Source organism: Stutzerimonas sp. FeSN7 (assembly GCF_030263795.1).
Classification (GTDB): domain Bacteria; phylum Pseudomonadota; class Gammaproteobacteria; order Pseudomonadales; family Pseudomonadaceae; genus Stutzerimonas; species Stutzerimonas stutzeri.
Window position 1 is genome coordinate 1,939,478 of sequence record NZ_JARPMN010000001.1, and the last position, 11,783, is coordinate 1,951,260.

7 protein-coding genes are annotated in these 11,783 nt (G+C 62.9%); 5 read left to right on the plus strand and 2 right to left on the minus strand.

Annotated features, from left to right (window positions below; genetic code table 11):
• Nucleotides 1-478 precede the first annotated feature (478 nt).
• On the plus strand, nucleotides 479-1,822 hold the full coding sequence (locus P5703_RS09045; RefSeq protein WP_011913312.1) for an alanine/glycine:cation symporter family protein: 1,344 nt from the start codon (nucleotides 479-481) through the stop codon (nucleotides 1,820-1,822).
• A gap of 170 nt (nucleotides 1,823-1,992) precedes the next feature.
• On the opposite strand, the gene P5703_RS09050 is transcribed toward P5703_RS09045, so the two are convergent.
• The gene (locus tag P5703_RS09050) at nucleotides 1,993-3,423 is read right to left on the minus strand and encodes an IS1182 family transposase (protein ID WP_285586206.1); all 1,431 of its coding nucleotides are present in this window, start codon (nucleotides 3,421-3,423) and stop codon (nucleotides 1,993-1,995) included.
• Between the two features lie 194 nt (nucleotides 3,424-3,617).
• Here P5703_RS09050 and tpx point away from each other — a divergent pair, with 194 nt between their 5' ends.
• A complete protein-coding gene (gene tpx, locus P5703_RS09055; protein WP_011913311.1) occupies nucleotides 3,618-4,118 on the plus strand; it encodes a thiol peroxidase in 501 nt (166 codons plus the stop codon).
• 307 nt (nucleotides 4,119-4,425) lie between these two features.
• On the plus strand, nucleotides 4,426-5,613 hold the full coding sequence (locus tag P5703_RS09060) for an NAD(P)-dependent oxidoreductase (RefSeq protein WP_011913309.1): 1,188 nt from the start codon (nucleotides 4,426-4,428) through the stop codon (nucleotides 5,611-5,613).
• Nucleotides 5,614-5,715: 102 nt separating this feature from the next.
• Here P5703_RS09060 and murJ read toward each other — a convergent pair whose 3' ends face one another.
• Nucleotides 5,716-7,182, minus strand: coding sequence for a murein biosynthesis integral membrane protein MurJ (gene murJ / locus P5703_RS09065; RefSeq protein WP_011913308.1), 1,467 nt, complete (start codon nucleotides 7,180-7,182; stop codon nucleotides 5,716-5,718).
• Nucleotides 7,183-7,458: 276 nt separating this feature from the next.
• Between murJ and P5703_RS09070 the strand changes: the two genes are divergently transcribed.
• Nucleotides 7,459-8,703: an MdtA/MuxA family multidrug efflux RND transporter periplasmic adaptor subunit gene (locus tag P5703_RS09070; protein WP_095460125.1), complete on the plus strand. Its 1,245-nt coding sequence runs from the start codon at nucleotides 7,459-7,461 to the stop codon at nucleotides 8,701-8,703.
• On the plus strand, nucleotides 8,700-11,780 hold the full coding sequence (locus P5703_RS09075) for an MdtB/MuxB family multidrug efflux RND transporter permease subunit (RefSeq protein ID WP_011913306.1): 3,081 nt from the start codon (nucleotides 8,700-8,702) through the stop codon (nucleotides 11,778-11,780). Before P5703_RS09070 ends, P5703_RS09075 begins: the two co-directional genes overlap by 4 nt.
• Nucleotides 11,781-11,783: the final 3 nt, after the last annotated feature.

Sequence of the window (11,783 nt, forward strand, 5' to 3'; positions counted from 1 at the left end):
CGGCACGGCGCTGGTGCGTGGCGTCCGACGCCGTGCGCCGGTCAGGCCGCTCCCTTGCCGCGACCGCCGCACCAGTGCGAGTCAGCGACCACTGGCGAGTGCACCAGACTGGGCTACGCTGAGTTCGCTTTCCGTGCCATTTGCTATTCGGCGGACGCGGGCTTGCAGGGTTTGACCGTTCGGTCTGATTCCGGCGTCGATTCGATCATCGAATCTGGCGCGATTGCCCCGCGCCCAACGAGCGAATGCAGTGGTAGCATCCACGCTTCCGGCCGTCGCGGTCACCGCCGCGCAACGCTCTAGCACGAGTCTTGCAAAGTGCTGTCGACCTCAGCGCTTACAAGCTCCAGAGGCGGATCGGAATCGTCGTTACCTGGTCGCTGAAAAACCACCGCCACAAGCGTCATGTTTTTCAACGGCTCCACGGTAGCGCGACCCCAACGCGAGGGAACTCGCCTATAAGAAATAAGGTGCTCGAATGGAATTTCTGAACAACCTCGTCAACACCATTAACGGCCTCGTCTGGGGCCCGCCCATGTTGGTCCTGATCCTTGGCACCGGCCTGGTGCTGATGATCATGCTCAAGTTCATGCCGCTGACCCGCATTGGTACCGGCTTCGCCCTGATGTGGCGCGGTCGTGCCAAGGGCGACGAATCCACCGGTGAGATCAGCCCGTTCCAGGCGTTGATGACGTCGCTGGCCGCAACGGTAGGTACCGGCAACATCGCCGGCGTCGCCACGGCGATCTTCCTCGGCGGCCCGGGCGCGCTGTTCTGGATGTGGTGCACCGCGCTGGTCGGTATGGCCACCAAGTACTGCGAGGTCGTGCTGGCGGTTCACTACCGCGAGAAGGACGACCGTGGCGAGCACGTCGGCGGCCCGATGTATGCCATCAAGAATGGGCTGGGCAAGAAGTGGGTCTGGCTTGGCACTGCGTTCGCCATCTTCGGCGGGCTGGCCGGCTTCGGCATTGGCAACATGGTGCAGGTCAACAGCATGGCCCACGCGCTGGAAACCACCTTCTCGGTGCCGCTGTGGGCGACCGGCCTGATCACCATGGTCGTGGTCGGCCTGGTGATTCTCGGCGGTATCCGCCGCATCGGCGTTGTGGCCGCGTCGCTGGTTCCCTTCATGTGCCTGGCCTACCTGATCGCTGCCGCGGTGGTGCTGGTGGTGAATGCCTCCGCGATCCCGGCCGCGTTCGACCTGATCTTCACCCATGCCTTCACGCCGATCGCCGCCACTGGCGGTTTCGCCGGTGCCGCGGTGATTGCCGCAATCCGCTTCGGTGTCGCGCGCGGGATCTTCTCCAACGAGGCCGGTCTCGGTACCGCCGGTATCGCCCAGGCCGCCGGCACGACCACCAGCTCGGTTCGCTCGGGCATGATCGGTATGCTGGGCACGTTCATCGACACCATCATCGTCTGCTCGATGACCGGCCTGGCGATCATCTGTACCGGCGTCTGGACCAGCGGCGCCAGCGGCGCGGCATTGTCCGCGGCGGCCTTCGAGTCGGCGATGCCGGGTATCGGTGGGGTGATCCTGACCATCGCGCTGGTGGTCTTCGCCTTCACCACCATCCTTGGCTGGAGCTACTTCGGCGAGAAGTGCTGGGAATTCCTGGTGGGTACTAAGGCCATCTGGCCGTTCCGGGTGATCTGGGTGCTGGCGGTGCCCTTCGGTGCGATCGCTCAGCTGGACTTCGCCTGGCTGCTGGCCGATACGCTCAACGGCCTGATGGCGATCCCCAACCTGGTCTCGTTGCTGCTGCTGAGCCCGGTCGTGGTGAAGCTGACCAAGGAGTATTTCGCGCGCAGCTGATGTCCGATAACGGTCCAGAGTGTGTAAAAACACTTTCTTATCTTGCGTGCTTCAGCCCATTGCTCCTAGGCGTGGCGATTTCCCGATTATTTACCACGATCAGCGCCGGTAACGCTTCAGAGCGCGTATGAAGCGCTTTGGCACCTCTTGGGGCAGTAAAAGCTGGGCTTTTACGCCGCCATCGCCTTCAACAAGCCTTCGGTGCCGATGATTTTCATCACCCGCTTCAAGTTGTAGGCGAGCACATTCAAGCTCATTTCTGCGCTCACCCCATTCAGTTTTCGAGTCAGGAAGTGCGTTGCTCCCATCCATTGTTTGAGCGTCCCGAAGGGATGCTCAACAGTCCGCTTCCGAACCCGCATCATCTCCGGTGCTTGGTTCAGCCGGTGTTGCATTTCCTCCAGCACCGCTTCATGTTCCCAGCGCCTTACTCGACGATTTGTGCTTGGCGTGCACTGGGTTTTCAGCGCGCAACTCTGGCACTTTGAACTCCAGTAACAGTGCATATTCATGCCTTTCTCAATGCTGGAGAATCGCCAAATCAGTGCCTCTCCAGCCGGGCATGTATATTCGTTTTTCGTCGCGTCATAAACGAAGGCATCTTTGTTGAACCGGCCATCAGCCTTGGCGCTTGAAGTCATTGGCTTAGGCACGTAGGCCATGATGTTTGCGTCGTGACAGGCAAGGATTTCTTCACCCTTGAAGTAGCCTCGGTCAGCCACCACGGACAGCGTTTCTTCGCCGATGGCTTCACGAGCCTGCTTCGCCATTGAACTGAGTTGGTCACGGTCGGAACCGCTGTTGGTGACCTCGTGAGCAACTATTAAATGGTGCTGCGTATCGACAGCCGTCTGCACGTTGTAGCCGACGATACCGCTGCCGCGCGTCATCATCGAACGGGCATCCGGGTCGGTCAGCGAAACCTGTTTGTCAGGGGAATTGTTGAGCTGAGTTTCGATCCCCTGAAGCTCTTTCATCTGCGCTTTGAGCTTGGCGATTTTATCTTCCAGGCTGGCCGTGTCTGGCGCGGAGGCGCTAGGAATCTGTCGATCAGCCGCATCGAGCGCAGCCAAATAACGGCTGATGCTCGCCTCGATTTCTTCCATGCGCCGCTTCAGTTTGGCGCTAGTGAAATTGCGGTCACGGTTGTTCACTGCCTTGAATTTGCTGCCGTCGATGGCAACCAAGTTTTCGCCAAACAACCCCAACTGCTGGCAGAGCAAAACGAACTGTCGGCAGGCGCCGCGAATGGCCTTGCTGTTGTCTTTTCGGAAGTTGGCGATGGTCTTGAAGTCGGGCATCAAACGCCCGGTTAGCCACATGAGTTCGACGTTGCGCTGGGCTTCTCGCTCAAGACGTCGGCTCGATTGAATGCGGTTTAGGTAACCGTAGATGTAGATCTTCAGCAGGATCGCCGGGTGGTAGGCAGGTCTGCCGGTTTCGGCTGGAATGACGCCATCAAAACCTAGCTTGGCCAAATCGAGTTCATCGACGAAAACGTCAACCACCCGAACCGGATTGGTATCGCTGACGTAATCGTCGAGGCTTTCGGGAAGTAAGGTGCTTTGGCCTCGATGTTCACCTTGGATAAACCGTTTCATGGGCGTCCCTTGCGATGAGATTCTCGGAAATCATAGCAAGGGTTTACCGGGATGTTTTTACACACTCTGGGTCGGTAATCGCCCTAGCTGGCGGTTCACCGATCGGCGGTCCGAGGCTACACTCGGGCCCTCTTTCAGGCCGTGGGGCTGATGGCCCCGCGGCCTTTTCGTGTCACCCATCGAGGAGCGAAGCAATGACAGAAGTCACCCTGAAAGGCACCCCCGTCCAGGTAGCCGGCGAGTTTCCGCAGGCCGGCCAGCAGGCCAAGCCGTTTCGCCTGGTAGGCGCCGACCTCGCCGACGTCGAGCTGGCAGCCTTTGCCGGCAAGCGCAAGATCCTCAACATCTTCCCAAGCGTCGATACGCCGACCTGCGCCACCTCGGTACGCAAGTTCAACGCCCAGGCCAGCGCCCTGGCAAACACCGTGGTGCTCTGCATTTCCGCCGACCTGCCGTTCGCGCAGAAGCGTTTCTGTGGTGCCGAAGGGCTGGAGAACGTGGTCAACCTGTCCACCATGCGCGGTGCCGAATTCCTTCGCGACTACGGCGTGGCCCTGGCCAGCGGCCCTCTGGCAGGCGTCGCCGCACGCGCGGTGATCGTGCTGGATGAGCAGGACCGCGTACTGCACAGCGAACTGGTCAGCGAGATCGGCAGCGAGCCGAACTACGAGGCGGCCATCGCCTCGCTTGGCTGAAGTGCACCGCTAGCAGCTCGGCGGCGAGCCCTGATGGGGCTCGCCGTTTTTTTTTGGCGACGGAAAGCCAGCAGTTCAAGCGAAACCGTCTGTCGTCGTCAATTAGCGCAAACCGAGGTGGCCAACTACTTTCCGTCATGCCCGTGCCCAGGATTTCAAGGGTGAGCGCAGCGCCACAAACATGGCAATTAGGCAGCTTTTTTAAAAAATCTTTTCGCACGGCTGCTGTCATAGAGCTGATGCCCATTGAATGGATTCAGTTATGCCTACCTCAGAAATCAAAAGAATCGGTGTATCCGGAACCGGAATGATCGCCCACGGCTTCGTCCGGTTGATCAAACAGCACTATCAGGACATGCAGATTTCCCGTGTCCTCACGCGCCGACCACTTTCGACGATGACCGACTTCCCGCTGGCGGACGTCCTTACCAATTCGCTGGACGAGCTGATCGACAATTCCGATCTGATCGTCGAGTGCAGTGGTGATGTGTTCCACGGAACGGCCGTCATCGAGCGCGCCTTCGAAGCCGGCTTGAAGGTCGTGACCGTCAACGCCGAGTTGCAGGTCACGACGGGTTCGTACCTGGCGGGCAAGGGCTTCCTTACGGAAGCCGAGGGCGATCAGCCCGGTTCGCTGGCGGCCTTGCGTGAGGATGCGCTGCAGATGGGCTTCCAGCCGCTGGTCTACGGCAACATGAAGGGCTATCTGAACCATGACCCTTCCCCCGAGGACATGGCCTACTGGGCCAACCGGCAAGGCATCAGCGTCGATCAGACGACCTCCTTCACCGACGGCACCAAGGTGCAGATCGAGCAGGTGATCATCGGCAACGGGCTGGGTGCGACCATCACCCGTCAGGGTATGGAAGGTCTCGCCTCGACCAATTTGGACGACAGCGCCAGCCTGCTCGGCATGATGGCCGAACGGGTGGGGCAGCCCATCGTCGATTACGTGATCCCCTCCGGCTATCCGGCTGGCGGCGTGTTCCTGGTAGGCAGGCACGACGAGGATCAGGCCCGGGCCATCGAGTATTTCAAGCTCGGACGCGGCCCGTTCTACACGCTGGTGCGGCCGTTCCATCTGTGCTCGCTGGAAGTGGGCAAGACCGTACGCCGCGTGCTCAGCGGCGGCGGCGTGCTGCTCAACAACTCGACCGAGCCGACCCTCGGGGTTGCCGCCATCGCCAAGCGCGCCATGAAGCCGGGCGAGCTGATCGAGCGTGGCATCGGCGGCTTCCAGTTCCGCGGTGAGGCGATCAAGCTGGCCCAGCATCCTGACCACGTGCCGATCGGCCTGCTGCGCAAGACGGCGCTCAAGCGTGCCGTCGAGCCTGGCCAGATCATTACCTTCGACGATATCGACATCCTGCCGAGCCGCGCCCTGGATATCGTCATGGAGCAGCGCAAACCGCGGCTGGTGGAAGTCGAGTCGAAGTCGGAAGGCTGGACGGCCCCCTGCATCAACACGATGGGGATGCTTGCCCTGGGTGGTTGAGCACGACGCGCACAGCAAAAGGCCGCTGCATCTGCAGCGGCCTTTTCGTTTGTGCGATTGATTGCGGGAAGATGCGGCAATCGCTTACCGCCGTTACGCCCCTCAGGCCTTGCGCATGGACCAGTAGCCAGGTTTGAACAGATCCCGCTCACCCAGCAGCATCACGCCAGCGGCGAAGCCTATCAGCACCAGGCCGATATACAGGCACAGCTGGATGAACCCCTCTGGCTGCGGTACGAAATGCAGCGCCACCGCCAGCACGGTTGCTGTCGCCAGCCAGCGCACCAGCACCGGTACGCCGGCACCGCGCGGCGAGGCGCGATAGACGAACAGGCCCATGAACAGTGCCTGCAGCGCGGCGCCGCTGGAGAACGCCAGCGCCAGCCCTGCGGCGCCGTAATGCCGATAGAGCACTGCATCGAGCGCGATGGTCATGGTCGAGCTGATCAATGTGATGACCAGGAACAGGCGAGCCTGATGCTGCGCGAGCAGCGCGCGCCCCCAGAGCAGCGCGAGACCCATCGCCGGCAGGCCGAGCGCGTAGATGACCATCAGCGAGGCGGTGGCCTGGGTCTGCGCAGCGCCGAATTCGCCGCGTTCCAGCAGAACCGCCACCACGGCCTCCGGGAAGGAGCAGAGCACGACGGTCGCCGGCACCAGGAACAGCAGAGTCGCCAGCAGCCCCTTGCGGATCACCGCGGCGTGGGCGTTGTGGTCCTCGTCGTTCCAGCTGGAGGAGAACTGCGGGAACAGCACCGACAGCACCGACATGGCATACAGGGTCAGCGGGATCGTGACGATACGGAACGCGAACGACAGCATGGTGATGCTGCCTTCCTCGAGGAACGAGGCGAACATCCGCTCGGCCAGAATGCAGGCCTGCTGCGCACCGGCTGCCAGCAGAATGGGCGCGAAAGCCAGGCCGAACTGGCTGCCATGGCCTTTCTCGAGCGGCATCGCCTCACCGCGCAGGTAATGGATGCGCCGATGCTGCAGGACGATCAGCACCACCTGCGGCAGCAGCATGCCGAGAAAAATGACCATGCCGCTGGGCTCGAACAGCAGAATGCCGATGATCGCGCCGGCATTGAGCAGCAGGGTGCGGGTCATCGGCATGATGAACACGTTGTCCATGTTCAGTAGCGCGCCCTGGCAGTACAGCGCGGCCTGGACGCCGATCAGCAGCGCGCCGACGCAGAAAACCAGCTGGCCGTTGGCGACCTGCTCGGGCGTCCAGCCCGGCGCCAGGGCGTTGAGCACCCAGTAGCTGGTCAGCAGGATCAGCGCGCAGGCTGCGCCACCGAGCAGCATGATGCGCCAGTAGAGCCAGCGCGCGACGGATTCGAACAGAGACTGCGACTGGCTGCGTAGCTTCTGCAGGTAGGGAATCATGGTGTCGCGCAATGCCAGGCCCAGGAAGTTCTCGAAGAACAGCGGCAGGATGAGCGCAACGAAGATGAGATCCGCTTCCCAGCTGAGGCCGAAAGAGCGGGCAATGAACAGGTCGCGAAGAAAACCCAGAAGAAAACTGGCGACAGTCAACGCCAGAATGACCAGCGATACATTCATTCCTTGATCCTATGCGGTCATTGATGCAATGACCGGTTAACGACACGACAATGTCCGATTTCGACGTGCTGCACGGCGCGAGGCCCGCTTACAGCGTTTTTCTCGCCGCGGAGCCGCGAGAAGAACGTTAAATAGACTTAAGACCTGCCGCATGGTTCCGGTCTGCCGCGCCGACCCGTTCGCATACATGTCGATACGTAAAAATGCCGTAAAGGCACTTTGCGAGCGGTTCGCGACTGCTTATGGTTCACGCTCCTTTTCAAGCGAACTCCGTTCATGTCCGAGACGCATCCCACTCCCGCGCGCTCCAGCCTCCGCTGGGCGCTCCTGATCCTCGTCGTCATTGCCATCGCAGCGCTGCTCTGGTGGCTGTGGCCTGCTCCCAACAACGAAGCGCCGCAGCGCCCGGGCGGGCGTCCTGGCTTCGGTGCGTTCGGCGGGGCGGTTCCCGTGCGAGTCGCCAAGGTGGAGCAGGGCGAGTTCGAGGTGTTCAACAAGGCACTCGGCAGCGTCACGCCACTCAACACGGTGAACCTGCGCAGCCGTGTGGCGGGCGAGCTGGTCGAGCTGCGCTTCGAAGAGGGACAGCGCGTCAAGAAGGGCGATCTGCTCGCCGTGATCGATCCGCGCCCTTACAAGGTGGCGTTGCAGCAGGCGGAAGGCACCCTGCAGCAGAATCGCGCACAGCTGAAGAACGCCCAGGTGGATTTCGAACGCTATCGGGGCCTGTATGCCGACGACAGCATTGCCAAGCAGACGCTGGATACCCAGGAAGCGCTAGTCAGCCAGTATCAGGGCACGCTGGCGGCCAATCAGGCGGCGGTCAACGAGGCACGACTGAACCTGGAGTTCACCCAGATCCGCGCGCCCATCGATGGCCGCGTCGGTCTGCGACAGCTCGATGTCGGCAATCTGGTCGCTGCCAATGACACCACGCCGCTGGTGGTGATCACCCAGACACAACCGATGTCGATCAGCTTCACGCTGCCGGAAGGCGATCTGCTGCCGGTGCTGACCCGCTACCGCCAGGGCGACAAGCTCGTGGTGCAGATCTGGGACCGTGGTGAAAAGGTCATGTTCGGCGAGGGCGTGCTGGAGAGCATCGACAACCAGATCGACGCCACCACCGGCACCCTGCGGCTGAAGGCGCGTTTCGACAACGAGCAGGAACTGCTCATCCCCAACCAGTTCGTCAATGTTCGCCTGCGGGTCGAAACCCTGCGCGATGCCGTGCTGATTCCGACCGCGGCGCTGCAGTTCGGCTCGCGCGGCACCTTCGCCTACGTCGTTGGCGAAGACAGCAAGGTTCAGCTGCGTCTGCTCAAGGCCGGGCCGAGCAACGGCGAGACGACGGTGGTGCTCGAGGGGCTCGAGGTGGGTGAGCGGGTAGTGATGGAGGGGACCGACCGACTGCGTGACGGTGCCGAGGTGGAAGTGGTCGGCAGTCGCCGCATGGCCGAAGAGGCCGCCGAGAACCCGGTGCTCGGTGGCGGCGAGGCTGCGGAGCGCGAGGCGCAATGAACATCTCCCGCCTGTTCATCCTGCGCCCGGTCGCGACCACGCTGAGCATGGTCGCGATCCTGCTGGCCGGTTTGATCGCCTACAAGCTGCTGCCAGTGGCTGCGCTGCCGCAGGTGGATTACCCGACCATCCGCGTGATGACGCTATATCCGGGCGCCAGCCCGGAGGTGATGACCAGCGCCGTGACCGCGCCGCTGGAGCGCCAGTTCGGCCAGATGCCGGGGCTGGCACAGATGTCGTCGACCAGTTCCGGCGGCGCCTCGGTGATCACCCTGCGCTTTTCGCTGGATGTCGCACTGGATGTGGCCGAGCAGGAGGTGCAGGCGGCGATCAACGGGGCGAACAACCTGTTGCCCAACGACCTGCCGGCACCGCCGGTGTACAACAAGGTCAATCCGGCCGACACGCCGGTACTGACGCTGGCGGTGACTTCCGAGTCGCTGCCGTTGCCCAAGCTGCACGATCTGGTCGATACGCGCATGGCGCAGAAGCTGGCGCAGATCAGCGGAGTGGGGATGGTCAGCATCGCCGGCGGTCAGCGCCCGGCGGTACGTATCCGCACCAACCCCGAGGCGCTGGCGGCCTATGGGCTGTCGCTGGCAGACGTGCGTTCGCTGATCACCAGCTCCAACGTCAACCAGCCCAAGGGCAACTTCGACGGGCCGACCCGGGTGTCGATGCTCGATGCCAACGACCAGTTGAAGACGCCGGAGGAATACGCCGAGCTGATCCTGACCTACCAGGACGGTGCGGCCCTGCGCCTGAAGGACGTCGCCGATATCGTCGACGGTGCCGAGAACGAGCGCCTGGCCGCCTGGGCCAATGACAGCCAGGCGGTGTTGCTGAACATCCAGCGCCAGCCGGGCGCCAACGTCATCGAGGTGGTCGAGCGCATCCAGGCGCTGTTGCCGGAAGTGAAGGCCAGCATGCCGGCCGGGCTGGACGTGGTGGTGCTCACCGACCGCACCCAGACCATCCGCGCCGCAGTGCGGGACGTGCAGCATGAGCTGATGCTCGCCACCTTCCTGGTGGTGATGGTGACCTTTGTCTTCCTCAAGAAGCTGTCGGCCACGGTGATCCCGTCGATCGCGGTGCCGCTGTCGCTGGTCGGCACCTTCGCCGTGATGTACCTGTGCGGCTTCTCGTTGAACAACCTGACGCTAATGGCGCTGACCATCGCCACCGGCTTCGTGGTGGACGATGCCATCGTCATGCTGGAGAACATCGCGCGGCATCTGGAAGAGGGCGAGACACCGCTCAATGCCGCGCTCAAGGGTGCCAGGCAGATCGGCTTCACGCTGATTTCGCTGACCTTCTCGCTGATCGCCGTGCTGATCCCGCTGCTGTTCATGCAGGACGTGGTGGGCCGGTTGTTCCGCGAGTTCGCCATTACCCTGGCGGTGGCCATCCTCATCTCGCTGGTGGTCTCGCTGACGCTGACGCCAATGATGTGCGCCAAGCTGCTCAAGCCGCACAGTGTCGCCGAGGCCAAGCCCGACTGGGTCGAGCGGTTGATCGGCGGCTACTCGCGCTGGCTGACCTGGGTGCTGCGCCACCAGACCCTGACCCTGCTGGTGGCGGTGGCCACGCTGGGGCTGACGGTGGTGCTCTACCTCGCCGTACCCAAGGGGTTCTTCCCGGTGCAGGACACCGGCGTCATCCAGGGCATCAGCGAGGCGCCGCAATCGATCTCCTTCCGCGCCATGAGCGAGCGCCAGCAGGCACTGGCCCGGGTGATCCTCGCCGACCCGGCGGTGGACAGTCTGTCGTCCTATATCGGCGTGGACGGCGACAACGTCACGCTCAACAGCGGGCGTCTGCTGATCAACCTCAAGCCCCACGGCGAGCGCGACCTGACCGCCAGTCAGGTGATCGATCGCCTGCGGCCGGAGCTGGCCAAGGTGCCGGGTATCGAGCTGTATCTGCAGCCGGTACAGGACCTGTCCATCGAGGATCGCGTCAGCCGCACGCAGTTCCAGTTCAGCCTGGAAACGCCGGATAGCGAGTTGCTGCAGGAGTGGACGCCGCGCCTGGTCGAGGCCCTGCGCGAAAGGCCGGAACTGACCGACGTGGCCAGCGACCTGCAGAGCAATGGCCTGCAGATCTACCTGGACATCGATCGCGACGCGGCGGCGCGCCTGGGTATCCAGGTCGCGGACATCACCGATGCGCTGTACGACGCCTTCGGCCAGCGGCAGATTTCCACCATCTTCACCCAGGCCAGCCAGTACCGCGTGGTGCTGGAAGCGGAGGCGGGCAACCGCCTGGGTCCGCAGGCGCTGGAACAGTTGTTCGTGCAAAGCGAAGGTGGCACGCCAGTGCGGCTGTCCAGCCTGGCGACGCTGGAGCAGCGCAACGCCCCGCTGCTGATCAACCATATCGGCCAGTTCCCGGCGGTGACGCTCTCGTTCAACCTGGCCAGTGGCGTGTCGCTGGGCAAGGCGGTGCAGGTGATCGAGGCGGTGGAGCAGGAGATCGGCCTGCCTGCCGGCATCCAGACGCGCTTCCAGGGCGCCGCGGAAGCGTTCCGCGCCTCACTGTCGAGCACGCTGCTGCTGATTCTCGCCGCGGTAGTGACCATGTACATCGTGCTCGGCGTGCTCTACGAGAGCTACATCCACCCGATCACCATCCTCTCCACGCTGCCCTCGGCAGCGGTAGGCGCCTTGCTCGCCTTGCTGCTGACCGGCAACGACCTGGGGCTGATCGCGATCATCGGCATCATCCTGTTGATCGGCATCGTCAAGAAGAACGCGATCATGATGATCGACTTCGCCCTGGAGGCCGAACGGCAGCAAGGCATGAGCCCGCAGGATGCGATCTACCGCGCGGCACTGCTGCGCTTCCGGCCGATCCTGATGACCACCCTGGCGGCGCTGTTCGGTGCGATTCCGCTGATGCTGGCATCCGGATCCGGTGCTGAACTGCGCCAGCCGCTCGGCCTGGTGCTGGTGGGCGGCCTGCTGCTCAGCCAGCTGCTGACACTGTTCACCACACCGGTGATCTACCTCTTCTTCGACCGCCTCGGCCAGCGCTTCGGGCGCCGTCGCGAGCCGCTGGCGGAGGCGCAAGCGTGAGCC

What these genes read in the sequence shown, in the direction of transcription:
- P5703_RS09045 (WP_011913312.1), top strand. Translation starts at nt 479, where the DNA reads ATGGAATTTCTGAACAACCTCGTCAACACCATTAACGGCCTCGTCTGG.
- P5703_RS09050 (WP_285586206.1), bottom strand. Translation starts at nt 3,423, where the DNA reads ATGAAACGGTTTATCCAAGGTGAACATCGAGGCCAAAGCACCTTACTT.
- tpx (WP_011913311.1), top strand. Translation starts at nt 3,618, where the DNA reads ATGACAGAAGTCACCCTGAAAGGCACCCCCGTCCAGGTAGCCGGCGAG.
- P5703_RS09060 (WP_011913309.1), top strand. Translation starts at nt 4,426, where the DNA reads ATGATCGCCCACGGCTTCGTCCGGTTGATCAAACAGCACTATCAGGAC.
- murJ (WP_011913308.1), bottom strand. Translation starts at nt 7,182, where the DNA reads ATGAATGTATCGCTGGTCATTCTGGCGTTGACTGTCGCCAGTTTTCTT.
- P5703_RS09070 (WP_095460125.1), top strand. Translation starts at nt 7,459, where the DNA reads ATGTCCGAGACGCATCCCACTCCCGCGCGCTCCAGCCTCCGCTGGGCG.
- P5703_RS09075 (WP_011913306.1), top strand. Translation starts at nt 8,700, where the DNA reads ATGAACATCTCCCGCCTGTTCATCCTGCGCCCGGTCGCGACCACGCTG.